At 57.2% G+C, this 14,732-nt stretch carries 13 protein-coding genes; 1 reads left to right on the top strand and 12 read right to left on the bottom strand.

Annotated elements, in window-relative coordinates; translation table 11 throughout:
* Positions 1 to 9: 9 nt before the first annotated feature.
* From phnK to phnF, 6 genes are read right to left on the bottom strand one after another with little or no spacing between them, the layout of a single operon-like run.
* The gene (gene phnK, locus CRO33_RS01560) at positions 10 to 771 is read right to left on the bottom strand and encodes a phosphonate C-P lyase system protein PhnK (RefSeq protein ID WP_039332167.1); all 762 of its coding nucleotides are present in this window, start codon (positions 769 to 771) and stop codon (positions 10 to 12) included.
* The gene (locus CRO33_RS01555; protein WP_058962106.1) at positions 761 to 1,609 is read right to left on the bottom strand and encodes an alpha-D-ribose 1-methylphosphonate 5-phosphate C-P-lyase PhnJ; all 849 of its coding nucleotides are present in this window, start codon (positions 1,607 to 1,609) and stop codon (positions 761 to 763) included. Before CRO33_RS01555 ends, phnK begins: the two co-directional genes overlap by 11 nt.
* Positions 1,602 to 2,678 (bottom strand): carbon-phosphorus lyase complex subunit PhnI, encoded by a 1,077-nt coding sequence (locus CRO33_RS01550; protein WP_097116715.1) that lies wholly within the window; start codon positions 2,676 to 2,678, stop codon positions 1,602 to 1,604. The genes CRO33_RS01555 and CRO33_RS01550 overlap by 8 nt, the downstream gene beginning before the upstream one ends.
* Positions 2,678 to 3,253 (bottom strand): phosphonate C-P lyase system protein PhnH, encoded by a 576-nt coding sequence (gene phnH, locus CRO33_RS01545; protein ID WP_034824582.1) that lies wholly within the window; start codon positions 3,251 to 3,253, stop codon positions 2,678 to 2,680. Before phnH ends, CRO33_RS01550 begins: the two co-directional genes overlap by 1 nt.
* Positions 3,253 to 3,699: a phosphonate C-P lyase system protein PhnG gene (gene phnG, locus CRO33_RS01540; protein ID WP_097116714.1), complete on the bottom strand. Its 447-nt coding sequence runs from the start codon at positions 3,697 to 3,699 to the stop codon at positions 3,253 to 3,255. The genes phnH and phnG overlap by 1 nt, the downstream gene beginning before the upstream one ends.
* On the bottom strand, positions 3,696 to 4,412 hold the full coding sequence (gene phnF / locus CRO33_RS01535; RefSeq protein ID WP_097116713.1) for a phosphonate metabolism transcriptional regulator PhnF: 717 nt from the start codon (positions 4,410 to 4,412) through the stop codon (positions 3,696 to 3,698). Before phnF ends, phnG begins: the two co-directional genes overlap by 4 nt.
* Positions 4,413 to 4,723: 311 nt before the next feature.
* On the opposite strand from phnF, the gene CRO33_RS01530 reads away from it, so the two are divergent.
* Positions 4,724 to 6,889, top strand: coding sequence for a putative bifunctional diguanylate cyclase/phosphodiesterase (locus CRO33_RS01530; RefSeq protein WP_097116712.1), 2,166 nt, complete (start codon positions 4,724 to 4,726; stop codon positions 6,887 to 6,889).
* Positions 6,890 to 6,997: 108 nt separating this feature from the next.
* On the opposite strand, the gene CRO33_RS01525 is transcribed toward CRO33_RS01530, so the two are convergent.
* The 6 genes from CRO33_RS01525 to gabT all read right to left on the bottom strand — a co-directional run bounded on the left by CRO33_RS01525 (position 6,998) and on the right by gabT (position 14,635).
* Entirely contained in the window at positions 6,998 to 7,840 is an 843-nt protein-coding gene (locus CRO33_RS01525; RefSeq protein WP_097116711.1) for an oxidoreductase, read from the bottom strand.
* Positions 7,841 to 7,923: 83 nt separating this feature from the next.
* Positions 7,924 to 9,939, bottom strand: coding sequence for a hydantoinase B/oxoprolinase family protein (locus tag CRO33_RS01520; protein WP_097116710.1), 2,016 nt, complete (start codon positions 9,937 to 9,939; stop codon positions 7,924 to 7,926).
* Between the two features lies 1 nt (position 9,940).
* Positions 9,941 to 11,989 (bottom strand): hydantoinase/oxoprolinase family protein, encoded by a 2,049-nt coding sequence (locus tag CRO33_RS01515; protein ID WP_097116709.1) that lies wholly within the window; start codon positions 11,987 to 11,989, stop codon positions 9,941 to 9,943.
* An 18-nt stretch (positions 11,990 to 12,007) separates the two neighbouring features.
* A complete protein-coding gene (locus tag CRO33_RS01510) occupies positions 12,008 to 12,454 on the bottom strand; it encodes a GNAT family N-acetyltransferase (RefSeq protein ID WP_034824597.1) in 447 nt (148 codons plus the stop codon).
* A 209-nt stretch (positions 12,455 to 12,663) separates the two neighbouring features.
* Positions 12,664 to 13,176, bottom strand: coding sequence for an Lrp/AsnC family transcriptional regulator (locus tag CRO33_RS01505; RefSeq protein ID WP_034824599.1), 513 nt, complete (start codon positions 13,174 to 13,176; stop codon positions 12,664 to 12,666).
* Between the two features lie 142 nt (positions 13,177 to 13,318).
* The gene (gene gabT, locus CRO33_RS01500; protein ID WP_097116708.1) at positions 13,319 to 14,635 is read right to left on the bottom strand and encodes a 4-aminobutyrate--2-oxoglutarate transaminase; all 1,317 of its coding nucleotides are present in this window, start codon (positions 14,633 to 14,635) and stop codon (positions 13,319 to 13,321) included.
* Positions 14,636 to 14,732 lie beyond the last annotated feature (97 nt).

Here is a 14,732-nt window from a genome sequence, read left to right as displayed (position 1 = left end):
CTGATGAAGTTAAGCCAGCACCGATGAAACCAGCAGTTGGGTGTAGGGATGGTGCGGATCGTCCAGCACCCGATCGGTCAGACCGCTCTCCACCACTCTGCCCTGCTTCATCACCAACAGACGGTGCGCCAGCAAGCGCGCCACGCCGAGATCGTGCGTGACAATCACCACCGCCAGATTGAGTTCACGTACCAGGGTACGCAGCAGATCCAGCAGTCGCGCCTGCACGGATACATCCAGTCCGCCGGTCGGCTCATCCATAAACACCAGCGTGGGCTGGGTCACCAGGTTGCGGGCAATCTGCAAACGCTGCTGCATACCGCCGGAGAAGGTGGTCGGCAAATCGTCGATGCGGTTAGCGGGGATTTCGACGTCCTGCAACCAGCGCATCGCCTCTTTACGGATATCGCCATAATGGCGCTGGCCGACGGCCATCAAGCGCTCACCGATATTGCCGCCTGCCGTGACCTGCGGACGCAATCCATCCAATGGATGCTGATGCACCACGCCCCACTCGGTGCGCAGTAAGCGGCGGCGATCGCTTTCACTTAGCTGATAGAGATCCTGAGCGCGATAGAGAATGTTGCCCTGCTGTGGCGCTAAACGCGCCGACAGGCTGCGCAGCAGCGTGGTTTTGCCGGAACCAGACTCGCCCACAATGCCCAAGACTTCCCCTGGATAGAGTTCAAAGCTAACGTCTTCAAAACCTTTGCCTGGCGCATAGAGGTGCGTCAGATTGTTGACCGCAAGCAGCGGCTGTTCACTGTGCATGTTGTTGTTCCTGCTGCTGGTGGCAAAAATCGGTATCGGAGCAGACAAACATGCGCGTACCGGCATCATCCATGACCACCTCATCAAGGTAGCTGTGGCGTGAACCGCACAGGGCACAGGGTTCATCCCAGCTTTGTACGGTGAATGGGTGGTCGTCGAAGTCGAGGCTTTCCACTTTGGTGTACGGCGGCAGCGCGTAGATGCGTTTTTCACGGCCAGCACCAAACAGCTGCAGTGCGGGCATCATGTGCATCTTCGGGTTGTCGAATTTCGGAATCGGCGATGGATCCATCACGTAGCGATCGTTGACCTTGACCGGATAGGCGTAGGTGGTGGCGATATGGCCGTAGCGGGCGATATCTTCATACAGTTTGACCTGCATGATGCCGTACTCTTCCAGTGCGTGCATGGTGCGAGTTTCCGTTTCGCGTGGTTCGATAAAGCGCAGCGGCTCAGGAATCGGCACCTGGAAAATCAGCACCTGATCTTCCTGCAGTGGCGTCTCCGGAATGCGGTGACGCGTCTGGATCAGCGTGGCATCTTTGGTGGCTTCAGTGGTCGCTGCGCCGCTGACGCGCTGGAAGAAACGACGGATGGATACGGCGTTGGTGGTGTCATCCGCGCCCTGGTCAATCACCTTCAGCACGTCGCTGTCACCAATGATGCTGGCGGTGATCTGGATCCCGCCAGTGCCCCAGCCGTAAGGCATCGGCATTTCTCGTCCGGCAAACGGCACCTGATAACCCGGAATCGCTACCGCTTTGAGGATCGCGCGACGAATGGTGCGCTTGGTCTGCTCATCCAGATAGCCGTTGTTATAGCCGGTTAACTCACTCATCGTTTTGCTCCTGAACCTGTTCACGCAGCCGTTTCAGCAACTCCAGCTCCGCCTGGAAATCGACGTAATGCGGCAGTTTCAGATGCGAAACAAAGCCCGCCGCTTCCACGTTGTCGGCATGCGACAGCACAAACTCTTCGTCCTGCGCCGGTCCGGCAATACGTTCATCGTAATCGGGGGCCTGCAGGGCACGATCCACCAGCGCCATCGCCATCGCTTTACGCTCTGAGCGCCCAAACACCAGGCCGTAACCACGGGTGAAGTGCGGCGCACCTTCGGTTTGCGTGGTGAAGCCGTTAACCATTTCACACTCGGTCAGCAGGATTTCGCCGATATCAATCTCGAAGCCCAGCTCTTCCGGGCAGATTGATACGCTGAGATAGCCGGTGCGAATCTCACCGGCAAACGGATGGTTACGCCCGTAGCCACGCTGGGTGGAATATCCAAGCGCCAGCAGAAAACCTTCATCGCCGCGTACCAGCTGTTGCAGGCGTGCCGCGCGCGTCGCCGGATAACCGGGCGGCTCGCGGGTGATATCGCACGGCTCGCTGCCATCATCCTCTTCACGCGCCGCCAGACCCTCTTTGGTCATCATGCTGAACACGTGCGGACAGCGTTCAGGCAGTGCCTGATCGTCACGCGGTGCCGCCGGGGTTTCACCGTTGGCCAGCAACGTGAAATCGAGCAGACGATGGCTGTAATCGTAAGTGGGGCCGAGCACCTGGCCGCCCGGCAAATCCTTGTAGACCGCCGAAATACGACGTTCGATGCGCATCTCATCGGTTTCCAGCGCCATGCTGTCGGCCAGACGTGGCAAGGTGGTGCGATAGGCGCGCAGCAGGAAGATGGCTTCCACCAAATCGCCGCTGGCTTGTTTAATCGCTAAGGCCGCGAGCTGGGGATCGTAAATGCCGCCTTCGGTCATCACGCGATCCACCGCTAATCCCAACTGTTGCGCGACCTGATCGCAACCCAGTTCCGCCACGTCGCGGTCGCCACGGCGCAGATCGGCCTGAAGCTCATGGGCGCTGGCTATCGCCTTCTCGCCCCCTTTCACCGCAACGTACATCAGCACACCTCCACGTCAGTGGTGCGTGGCAAGGCCATCATCGCTTCACCGCAGGTGAAAATCAGATCCACGCCCAATGGGAACGGATGCGGACGCTCACGCAGATAAGTCAGAATCGCTTCCGGCAACTGTGGCGCGATGGCGCGTGATTCACGCAGGCCAGGGCCGGACAGGCGCAGGGTTAAACCCCCATTCAGGGAGGGCACTTCAATGATCAGCGTGGTACTTTTTTCCGGTGACATATTGTCGCCCGGCGCGAACTGCGCAGGATCCGGATTTGACGCTGCATGGGTTAAGGCAAACGGTGCATGGCGCTCTTCCACAATCGGCACACCGGTGTGGAAACGCAGGTTGTTACGCACGATTTCGCTGTCTACACGGCTATCCAGCCACAGCGCACTCTCCTGATCCACCAGCGTCAGCAGTACCGCCGTCGCGGCAGGAGACAAATCGCCCCAGCCCTGTTCCAGCGGCAGTGAGACCATGACGCCTGGCTCGCTCATGGCTTTCAGGATGCGACGAAAAGCACGCTGTGAATCGGCAACCGGATGGTTAAAACTGGCGAGTAATGTCATTAGTTATCTCCGCGTACCAGCGTAAAGAAGTCCACTTTAGAGCTGGCGATTTCACGTGCACGCAGCTGACGCTGCTCTTCACGCGAGGCCGCCAGCGGGGCAATTAATTTTTCCTGCAACAGCGCATGGGTTTCCGGCTGTTGCAGCAGCGCATCAATCACGGCGCAGCGTTCGGCATGGGCTTTATCGCGGCCCAGCACATAGCTGAAGCCAAGGGTGCCATCGTGCAGTTTCACTACGGCACGCGTGACGGTGGCATCGCCCATTACGAAGCGTTTGCCGCTACCGCCCATGCGCGCCTGCAAACGGGTTAAACCGGTTTCGGCGGGACGAATCGCTTCAAATTGTGCATTGAGGTGCAGCGACTGCCAGTGGGCATTTAGCTGGCTGGCTTCGCTGTGCGCGAGTACCGATAGCCAATGCTGGCGAGCGGTTTGCTGTTTCATTCATGCTCCAGAGTCAGTTCAATCATGTCGCCACGCGTCAGGCTGACGGAGTATTCCGCTACCTGACCGTCACGGTGTTTATTCAGGGTGCGCACGCACAGCAGCGGTGACTGCAGGGCAATCTCCAGCTGTTTACACTCTTTAGCCTGGGCGCGGCGGGTGCTGATTCGGGTTTGCGAACGCGTTAAATCGAGGCCAAGGTGCTGCTGCATAAAGTCATGCAGCGAGCCGTTCTGGAACTGCTGTATCGCCGGCCACCAGCTCAGTTCCGGCAGGAAGTGATTGATGACACACACCGGTACGCCATTGACGCGGCGCAAGGTACGCAGATGAATCACGTTATCGCCTTCATTAATGGCAAGCGCACTGGCCACGTCGCTGCTGGCCGGTCGCAGCACTGCCAGCAAACGTTCGCTGGTCGGATGGCTGCCCTGCTCCAGCAGGTTCTGGCTGAAGCGTGCCTGCGCATGCAGGGGGTAATCGTAAGGACGCATCAGCACCAGAATGCCGACGCCGTGGCGGCGTTGCAGCAGTCCTTTATTGACCAGTTCATCTACTGCACGACGCAGCGTATGGCGGTTAACTTCATAGTGATCGGCTAGCTGTTGTTCGGAAGGCAGATAGTCACCGCAGCGATAACGCTCTTGCAGTGCCTGCTCCAGTTGGGCGGCGACCGCCTGATAAACAGTGGTCGGATGTCTGGATATCTCCATCACGTTCAATACCTCATTCGCTACAGGTTGAGGAACGCAGCGAAGGTTGCTGCGGGATGGCGACTACAGTGCGCGAGCCAGATGACAGCGCCGTGACGGCTCAGTGACGCAAGGATGAATTTGCTATAGGGCAGCAGGATCGAAGCGAAACGGCTGCGGTTTTAATAAAAAATTTTTAACTGTTGCCTTTGTGACAGTGTTCAAAAAATTATCGCTTATTTTCACCGCTTTATCGCTTTCCTTACTGGGTGAAGCTTGCGTAAAGTCTGCTAACGTTATTGATGAGCCCTCCTTGTCACGCGAACCTTAAAATGATTAATACAATCAAACTGTCAGATGGATTCAGACGCAATTTCGTTCGGGAAGTGATTTTGCCTTTGGTGGCGATTTTAGTTTTAACCTTTGCCGGAGCAGGTGTTGGCTTGTTCTGGGGCACCTCGCTGAGCAATGAACAGGCTCGCGATCAACAGCAACGCATGATTGAGGCCTCCTTTAGCCAAAGTTTGAATGAACATTTGCGTCAGTTGCGCAGTTTGACTCGCTGGTCGCCTCTCGCTGACCAATTGGCGTTGGGCGTGCCGGATCAGAACTGGTTAGATCAAAATATCGGCGGCTGGCTTTATGACATGTTTGACCACCAGTTGATTCTGCTGATGGATCGTAACAATCAGCCACTGGCGGTCTGGCGTGAGGGTAAACGCGTATCCAGTGACAGCGTAGGGCAATACCTTAAAGACATGCTGGCCAGTCCGCTCGTGGTGAGCAGCGATGAGGTGGCGGGTCCCAGCGATCGCGCCGATTTCGTGCGCATTGGGCAACGTGCCGCGGCCCTGGCCGTTGGCGATATCAGCAGCACCCGTGAAGCAGGCCGCTATCGATTAGTGAGTATCAAATTCCTCGATGATGGCTATTTACGTAATCTGGCGGATCGCAGCCAGCTGCAGCAGCTGCATTTTAGCGATGGCGCGCCGCAGCCCGGAACAGATGCACTCTACCAACTGAATTCACAGCAAGGCGATGCCGTGGGTTACCTGAGCTGGCTACCGGATAAACCCGGTGCGCAGATGTTGCGCATGCTCGGCCCTTCAACACTGTTATCCGTGCTGCTGATTACCCTGCTCTGCCTGTTTATGGTCAGACGCATCTGGACCTCCTCTCTCAATCTGTCGCAATCTTTGCTTAAGCTCGGTGCCAGTGAAGCGCAAGCGCAGCATCTGGCTTTTCACGATGTGCTGACCGGGTTGCCGAATCGGGCGCTGGTGGAAGATCGGCTGACCCAGGCGCTGGCGGCATCCGCCCGGCACGATCAGCGTGTGGCGCTGCTGTTGCTTGATCTCGATCGCTTTAAAAACATCAATGATACCTATGGTCATCATGCGGGCGATGAGTTGATCATTGAGGTGGCGCGCCGCCTCACGCACATCTTGCGTGCCAGCGATACCGTAGGACGCATCGGTGGGGATGAATTTATTGTGATGATGCCGGACGTCGATAACATCGGTCAGGTGCAGGCATTGGCAAAACGCATTATCAGTGAGCTGAGTGAAGCCTATGAGCTGCAAGGCAGCGAAGTCTGGGTTGGGGTTAGCATCGGGCTGGCGCTGGCCCCTAAAGATGGCATTGACCGCATGGAGCTGATGCGTAAAGCGGACATCGCGCTCTATGAGGCGAAAAACAGTGGCCGCGGCCAGTATCGCCAGTTCGAAAAAGTGATGGATGAATCGCTGCGCACCCGCCAGCAGATGGCGACGGATTTACGTCAGGCGCTGGTGAATTTCGATGGCCTGCGCGTGTGGTATCAACCCCTGATGGAGATCAGCGGACAGCGTGTGGTGGGATTAGAAGCCCTGCTGCGCTGGCAGCATCCGGTACGTGGTGATGTCTCGCCGGGTGACTTTATCGCCATCGCCGAAGAGACCGGGATGATCATTCCGCTGGGCGAATGGGTATTACGTGAAGCCTGTAAAACCTCACTGAAAATGCCGCAGGTGATTGTGGCGGTCAACGTTTCTCCCGTGCAGTTCCGCGCCAGTGGCTTTGTGGAGCGCATCGTTGAAATTGTGCGTGAAGAAGGCGCCAATCCGCATCATCTGGAACTGGAGATCACCGAAGGCGTATTGATTGAGGATGAGCACGAAGCGCGTAATAACATCATCGCGCTGCGTGAGGCCGGTTTCCGGATTGCGCTGGATGATTTTGGCACCGGTTATTCCAGCCTCAACTATCTCAGCACGTTCCCGGTCGACAAAATTAAGATTGATCGCTCCTTCACCCAATCACTGGGCGTGGCGCAAAATTCTGCGGCAATCGTTGAATCCGTGGTGCGTCTGGGTCACGCTATGGGCTTAACGGTGACCGCTGAAGGGGTCGAAACCGAAGGCCAGAAAATGGCACTGGCCGATGCGGGATGTAATCAGCTGCAGGGATATCTGTTCAGCCAGGCCGTACCGTTTGAAGAGATTGAAAAGATGATATAAATGCCCAGCGGGAGGAGAGTGTTCCGCCCTACGGGCATTGACGTCAAAACCGCGCCGCTCGCGTTTAATCCGGTTAGCGGTGGCGGCGCGATCTACCCTGCACCAGGGTTATGACGGAAAATCTGTATCAATCGACGTCTGTTTCCAGTCTTCGATCTGCGCCAGGCGCTCTTTCAACTTATTGGTCACCGCCTCATAACCCCATGCGCCCATCACCAAATGGCGCGGAGGATTGTCATGTTCGGTGATGGCAATCATCGCCGTGGCCGCGCGTGCCGGATCGCCGGCTTGGGTGCCGCTGTATTCAGACGTGGCTTTCATGCGCGCTGCCGCCGTGTCGGCATACTCCGGTAAGGTGCTCGGCGTCTGATGCAGCGAACGCCCCGCCCAGTCGGTGCGGAATGGCCCCGGTTCAACACAGGTAACATGAATGCCCAAAGGTGCCGCTTCAACCGCCAGTGAATCAGACCAGCCCTCCACGGCGTGTTTGCTGGCCGAGTAGTAGCCTGAGCTGGCAAAACCAATGAATCCGGCCACTGAGGTGATATTGATGACGTGTCCACGACGCTGTTTGCGCATCGCCGGTAATACCGCACGCGTTAAGGCAAACAGGCCAAAGACGTTGGCATCGAATTGATCACGGATCTCGCGATCATCACCCTCTTCGACTGAACTCTGATAGCCGTAACCCGCATTGTTGACCAGCACATCAATGGCACCGAATTTCTCCAGCGCCGCGTGAACCGCGCGATCGATACTGCTCTGATCGGTCACATCCAGTGCCACCGCAAGTGCATTGTCATGCCCCGCCACCAAATCCTGCACTTTCTCCGGGTCACGCGCGGTCACCACGGTGTGAAAGCCGCGCGCAATGGTCTGCTGCGCCAGCTCCCGGCCAAAGCCGGTTGAACAGCCAGAAATAAACCAAACGGGGGTGTTTGCTGAAGCCATAGTGACATCCTCTTAAGTGCGCCCGATGAACCGTCATCGGGCAACAAAAGACTATGGCAAAGCCTGAAGCTGAATATTAGCGCTTAGTGCGACCGGTTCATCATCGCCGGATAGCGCTGTTGCAGATTTTGAAAGATAGCCTGCATCTGCGCGTCAAGTGCTGCCGGTTGTGTATCTGCTATGGCTGGCTTAAGTGCAACGGGTTGTGCCTCCGCCGCCACGGCGTCAAACACCTGTTGCTTCAGGAAGTGGCGCCAGCTGACCGGCGCTTCTGCCAGAAACGCGGTGAGCAACGCATAGCGCGCCGGTGTCCACTGCTGTTCAAATGCCGTGCGTGTCGGGCCGTGATCAAAATGCTGCCGGGCTTCGCGCTGCATCTCAGCGCGTAAACGCGCAGTGGTGACCTCATCCACCTCATCATTGATGATCGCCACGCCATAGCTATTACGTGCCACTTGCACTGAAACAAATCCGCAGCGCACATCCTGCAGCACCGCCGCCGGCTCGCGCTCCACCGGCAGGCCATACCCTCCCGCGCCCGGACCGCGTACCTCAACGATATCGCCTGGCTGGCAACGAATGACATCGGTGTTGCCGTGTTCAATGACCTTGCCGTTGCGCAGCGTGCGGAAGTGCGACAATGCCCCTGACTCACCGCCTAGCACGCCAGCCGAGGCGAACACTGACCGGTTGCGATTGCGCGCCGTTACCGTGGTGTTGGGCGCGGTAATTTCAAACGCCATCTCCGTGGCCAGACCGCCGCGATAGCGCCCGGCACCGGCACTGTCCGCCGCCAGCCCATAGCGATGGAAATGGATGGGGACTTCTGCCTCGTTGATCTCAATAGGCGTGTTTTTCAGAAACGCCGATAACCCGCCAGAACCATCCGGGCCATCATGACGTGGCGTTCCGCCCGCGCCACCGCCGACAGGTCCTAGCGAGGCCACGACGCTGCGGTTCTGACTATCGCTGGTACGGATATTCATGATTGAGTTGCCGCCGGGTGAGTTTGCCGGTAAGCGATCGGGCAATGCCTGGGAGAACACGCCGATGGTGGCAATCTGCGACAGCGCACAGGTCAGCGAACGCATGCCTACCGCTGCGGGCGCTTCACAGTTCATTACGGTGCCCGGCGGCAGGATGGCGCGCGTCGGGCGTAAGGTGCCCGCATTAAGCAGCAGATGGCGATCCAGCGTTGAGAGCACATAAGTGACGCCCACCAGCGCCAGCGGATGCCGTTCACGGCCACCGGTGGGCATATTCAGCGAGGAGGCCAGCTGCGGATCGCTGCCGGTGTAATCCAGTTCCAGCGTGTCGCCGCTAATGCGCAGCGTGATCGCCACGCGGCACGGATAGCCGCCTTCACCATCTTCGTCGGCAAAGTCAGCATAGAAGTATTCACCATCCGGAATGGTGGCGATAATGCTGCGCGCCTGCGCTTCGGCGTAGTCCAGAATGCCTTCAATACCCTGCAGGAAATCCTCAATACCGAAACGCGCGATGATGTCATGGATCTTACGCTCGCCCACGTTTACCGAGGCAATCTGCGCTTTGAAATCCCCCCAGTTTTGCTCTGGTACACGCACGTTGAGGCGCATAATGCTGGCGACTTCTTCATTCAACTCACCGTTGCGCACAATCTTAAGTGGCGGAATGCGAATGCCCTCCTGCACGATATCGGTCAGCGAGCGCGACAGCGAAGCCGGCACCGCACCGCCCACGTCGGTGTTGTGAATATGACCCACCACAAAACAGACAATTTCACCGTTATGGAACACCGGCTTCCAGATGTGGATATCCGGCGAGTGGGTGGCCACATTGCCCGCATACGAATCATTGGTGATGCAGATATCGCCCTCTTCGTAATGATCGATTAACGCCAGCACCGGGCCGTAATCGATGCCGCTGTACCAGGGCGCGCCAAAGCTGCGTGGCGAAGCGAACGCCATGCCGTCACGGCTGACAATCTGACAGGAAAAATCTTCGGTCTCTTTAACGAAAGTGGAGTGCGCGGTGCGCATCAGCGTAAATGCCATCGCATCTGCCGCAGCGGCACAATAGTTCGCGAGAATTTGCAGGTTACGTCCGTTAATGGCCATATTAGTTTGCCTCCGCAGGCGTAATCAGCAAGTTGCCAAAGGTATCGACATCCACCTGCATCTGCGGTGGAACACAGGTGGTACAGTCATCTTGTGCGATGATCACCGGTCCGTTGAGATGATGCCCGGCCCGCAGACTGGCACGCACCACCACATCCACCTGATGCGATGCGCCATCAATCCAGGCACTGACACGTTTCGCAACGGCAACGGGCCCGGTCGCGTCGGGTAAGATGTTGAGCGTTGGCTTCGGTGTGGGCGAGGCGATCACTAAACGCAGATTGATAATCTGCACGGGTGCATTGGCATCACAGTGACCAAATAGCAGCTGATGCTGGCGGTCAAAGGCCTCGTGCAAGGCCGCCACGTTGGCCTGCGCCAGCCACTCTGGCTGTAGCGCGACTTCGATCTCAAACGACTGACCGCGATAGCGTATATCAGCGCTGTAGTGCAAGGTGAATGGCATATCAGTGCCGTGTTGCTCGCACAGCCAGCCGCGTGCGCGTTGGCTCAGGCCTTCCGCTTCCGTTGCCAGTGCATCCGCCAGCGTCGCGTCCAGATCGCTATAAAGCGTGCGGATAAAATCATTGCGGATATCCGCCACCAACCCTCCTAGCGCTGACAGCACGCCCGGTGTAGGCGGCACGATCACCCCTTTCATATTGAGTTCGCGGGCGAGGAAACACCCCATCATCGGGCCCGCGCCGCCAAAGGCGAGGAACCAAAATTCACGCGGATCTAACCCAAAACGCGACAGCAATCCGCTGGTATCACCGTACATACTGGAGATCGCCAGCTCGATGGCGGTTTCCGCCGCCTCTTCCACCGTGATACCCAGTTGATCTGCCAGCGGTTGCCAGGCAGCACGTGCAGCAGCAACATCGACTTTCACCGCGTTGTAACCGAGATCGCCATGACCGATCATGCCACAGGCGGCAAAAGCATCGGTCGCCGTCGGTTGCGTCCCTCCACGCTGGAAACACACCGGCCCGGGCAGCGATCCGGCGCTATCCGGGCCCATCTGCAGCACGCCCTGGTTATCGATCCACGCCAGCGAGCCGCCACCCTGCCCCACCGAGGTGACTGCCACTGACGGAATATAAATCGGGAAATCACCGATGATTTCACCGTTGCCCTGCGCCACTTGCCCATCGACGATCACCGCCACGTCCGCGCTGGTGCCGCCAATATCAAGACTCAGGATCTTGTCGAAACCACAAGCGCTGGCAAGGAAGCTGGCACCGATCACGCCTGAAGCCGTGCCGGACAACACCATCTGCACACATTCACTTTTCGCCTGCTCCACGCCCATCACCCCACCATTGGATTTGGTGATACGCGGCGGCGGCTTAACGCCCATGGTGTGCAACGCCTGTTCAAACGATTCCAGGTAGTGAATCACCATCGGCTGCACATAGGCATTAATGGTGGCGGTGATAGTCCGTTCATATTCGCGAATGATCGGCCAGATGTCGGCGGAGCAAGAGGTGAGCAGTTCAGGCGCCACCTCGTCGATAATGGCTTTGACTGCTGCTTCGTTGTGGCGATTGCGATAACTGTGTAACAGCGACACCACAATGCCCTGACAACCCGCCGCACGCGCCTGATCAATGGCATCCAGCACACTTTGCCGATCCACTGGCTGCAACACGGTGCCGTGGCGGTCCGTTCGCTCTTTGATGGCAAACACCCGATCGCGGGTAATCAACGGTGCCGGACGTCGCGAAAAGAGATCGTGAATATGAGGAATTTTGAGACGCGCCAGCTCCAGCACATCACAAAATCCTTCGGTGGCAAACAGCGCCAGCCGCACGCCACGTCGCTGGATGACCGCGTTGATGCCCACGGTGGTGCCGTGGGTAAAATAGTCAATATGCTGGGGTTCAATCCCGTCACGCTGCTGCAACTGCGACAGCCCGGTGAGGATTTCGCTGCCGGGCTGATCCGGTCGCGACAGGACTTTTAAGGTATGAATCTGATGAGTCTGTTCATTCAGCACGGCAAAATCCGTAAAGGATCCGCCAATATCAACGCCAACGCGGTAACCCATGGTGAGCAAGCTCCGTTATCAGGAGAGAGGAAATTCCATCAGTTTTTGCGGATCCTGCACCACACGCCAGCCAAGGCGCTGATACAGCTGATGGGCATCATTAGTAGAGAGCATCCAGCGGTGCACCGTGGCCAGCTCCGGGTGCGCACGCACACAGGTCGCCAGCCAGCTGCCCAGGCCGTGGCCTCGCCAGTTTTCATCGATCATCACATCGCACAGCCAGCCAAATCGGGTGTAATCCGTCACCAGTCGCGCGAAGCCAATCTGCTGTTGCTGATGGTAAACACCAAATGGCAACGAACCGGCAAAAGCGCGCTCGGTTTTGGCGCGTGGCTGCGCGTTGGCCCAGTAAGACTTCTCAGTCAATTGCTGGTGGATGTAATCCATATCAAGGCGCTGGCGATCGGTAGAGATGGTGAACTCGTCGCGCTGCCATTGATGATCGGCAAGGGTTAAAGCGGTCATGGCAACTCCTTGTAAAGCGATAAATTGAGTGTACGGATATGCAGGCACAGGACGCGCGTGAAGCCACGACCGGAACAGTAAAGATAAAGGGAATTTACGGCAGAGAAGAAATTTTATGCTGTGGCAGATGCGTTCGGAGGTTCAGGGGCGAATAGCGGAGTGGAAACAATACCTTCTCCCTGTCTGGGAGAAGGTCAGGATGGGGTCAATTACACACTAAAATCCACAGAATTATGCTTAGCAATCAGCGATCGCAATGGAACGGTGCTTTTCATAATCGGGGATTTAATCACGATATAGCTGAAGTACTTATCGATGCCGATTTGTGCGTCCAGCATCTTCTCAATCACTTCCTGGTAGTGCTCGATGCTGCGGGTAATAAAGCGCAGCAAATAGTCGTAGCCGCCGGTAATCAGATGGCACTCCATCAGCTCATCCACGTCGCGAACCGAATTTTCGAATTTCATAAAATCTTCGCGTCGATGGCCCGAGAGCGTGACCTCGGTGAACACCGTAACGGAATCGGTAATTTTGGTCAGATTGATGTGGGCTTCATAGCCGGTAATAAATCCAGCCTGCTCCAGGCGCTTCACCCGTTGCAAACAAGGGCTGGGCGAAAGTCCTACGGCGTCGGCGAGATTGACGTTGCTGATACGGCCATCTTTTTGTAGTTGCACCAGGATGTTGATGTCGATGCGGTCGAGTTTCATTAAGCCGTTCATAGCACCCCTCATTGTTGACCAATCGCGCAGGCTGATACGATGGTATATCACGCTTTGACGTGACGGCGCTAGCGACTTCCGCACGCCACGTCATTCATTGGTCGAGTCAATAATTCCAGAGATATCAATGAGGAAGCCGGATTTATCCCAGGCGACCACTGGCGCGGGCCAGCGCAATATCAAAGATATGTAACGCTTCTTCCAGCTGAGAATCTGTGGTCACCAGTGGCGCGAGGAAGCGCACCACGTTGCGATGCAGGCCACACTTGATCAACAGCAGGCCTTCCTGACAGGCGCAGTCGAGGATTTTCTGCGTCATCGCAGCGTCAGGACGTTTGGTTTCGAAGTCGATGATCTCCACCGCCTGCATAAAGCCCACGCCACGTACTTCACCAATGCAGGCATATTTCTCCGCCAGCTGTTGCAGACGTGCATTCAGCTGTTCACCCAGCTGATTGCTGCGCGCCAGCAGATTGTCGTTTTCCAGCAGGTCCAGCACCGCCAGCGCCGCCGCACAGCCCAGCGCGTTACCGCCATAGGTGCCGCCAAGACCGCCCGGCAATGGCGCATCCATGATGGCTGCTTTGCCGACTACGCCGGAAATCGGCAGACCGCCCCCCAGACTCTTCGCCACGGTCACCAGATCCGGTGTAATGCCCAGTTGCTCGAAGGCAAACAGCGTACCGGTGCGACCAAATCCGGTCTGCACTTCATCGAGAATCAGCACGATGCCGTGTTTTTCGGTAATGCGACGCAGCGCTTGCATAAAGTTCGCACCCGCTGGCAGGAAGCCACCGTCGCCCTGAACAGGCTCGATGATGATTGCTGCCACACGCTCCGGCAGGATCTGCACGGCGAACAACTGTTCCAGCGCTTGCAGGCAGTCATCATCGCTGACGCCATGGAAGGCATTAGGATAAGGCAGGCGATACACCTCTGAGGCGAACGGGCCGAAGTTCTGTTTATACGGCTGGCTCATCCCCGTCAGGGTACAGCCTAGCAACGTACGCCCATGGAAGGCACCCTCAAACGCGATAATGCCGCTGCGGTTGGTGTGCGCACGGGCAATTTTCACCGCATTTTCTACCGCTTCCGCCCCGCTGGTGAAGAACACGCTTTTGAAATCTTCACCTTTGCCGACCAGCGCATTCAGGCGCTGCGCCAGTTCGATATAGCCCGGGTAGGCAACGACCTGGAAACAGGCGTGTGACACCAGCCCAAGCTGTTTTGTCACCGCATTCACTACTGCCGGATGGTTATGGCCCACATTAAGCACCCCAATCCCGCCGACAAAATCGAGATAGCGATTGCCCTCGACATCCCACACTTCACTGCCTTTTGCCCGCTCAATCACCAACGGATGCGCGGTGACCACACCACGCGGCACGTTCTGTTCACGTGCATCCAGTAACAGGCCGTTATCGCTATACGTTTGCTGCTCCGCCATGACATTCTGCATTTTCAAAATCCTCATCCACGTAACGTTCGGTTGGCTCAAGTATCGCAACCCGTTGGTTTCTCACGCTGCCGTAATCAGCAAAGCAGCGGCATTTCGT

This window comes from Pantoea sp. GL120224-02 (assembly GCF_900215395.1).
Taxonomy (GTDB): domain Bacteria; phylum Pseudomonadota; class Gammaproteobacteria; order Enterobacterales; family Enterobacteriaceae; genus Pantoea; species Pantoea communis.
The sequence above is the reverse complement of the archived record's forward strand: the minus strand, read 5'-3'. Positions and strand labels throughout refer to the sequence as shown.

Coding starts and splice junctions, on each gene's coding strand:
- phnK (WP_039332167.1), bottom strand. CDS start 771: ATGCACAGTGAACAGCCGCTGCTTGCGGTCAACAATCTGACGCACCTC.
- CRO33_RS01555 (WP_058962106.1), bottom strand. CDS start 1,609: ATGAGTGAGTTAACCGGCTATAACAACGGCTATCTGGATGAGCAGACC.
- CRO33_RS01550 (WP_097116715.1), bottom strand. CDS start 2,678: ATGTACGTTGCGGTGAAAGGGGGCGAGAAGGCGATAGCCAGCGCCCAT.
- phnH (WP_034824582.1), bottom strand. CDS start 3,253: ATGACATTACTCGCCAGTTTTAACCATCCGGTTGCCGATTCACAGCGT.
- phnG (WP_097116714.1), bottom strand. CDS start 3,699: ATGAAACAGCAAACCGCTCGCCAGCATTGGCTATCGGTACTCGCGCAC.
- phnF (WP_097116713.1), bottom strand. CDS start 4,412: ATGGAGATATCCAGACATCCGACCACTGTTTATCAGGCGGTCGCCGCC.
- CRO33_RS01530 (WP_097116712.1), top strand. CDS start 4,724: ATGATTAATACAATCAAACTGTCAGATGGATTCAGACGCAATTTCGTT.
- CRO33_RS01525 (WP_097116711.1), bottom strand. CDS start 7,840: ATGGCTTCAGCAAACACCCCCGTTTGGTTTATTTCTGGCTGTTCAACC.
- CRO33_RS01520 (WP_097116710.1), bottom strand. CDS start 9,939: ATGGCCATTAACGGACGTAACCTGCAAATTCTCGCGAACTATTGTGCC.
- CRO33_RS01515 (WP_097116709.1), bottom strand. CDS start 11,989: ATGGGTTACCGCGTTGGCGTTGATATTGGCGGATCCTTTACGGATTTT.
- CRO33_RS01510 (WP_034824597.1), bottom strand. CDS start 12,454: ATGACCGCTTTAACCCTTGCCGATCATCAATGGCAGCGCGACGAGTTC.
- CRO33_RS01505 (WP_034824599.1), bottom strand. CDS start 13,176: ATGAACGGCTTAATGAAACTCGACCGCATCGACATCAACATCCTGGTG.
- gabT (WP_097116708.1), bottom strand. CDS start 14,635: ATGCAGAATGTCATGGCGGAGCAGCAAACGTATAGCGATAACGGCCTG.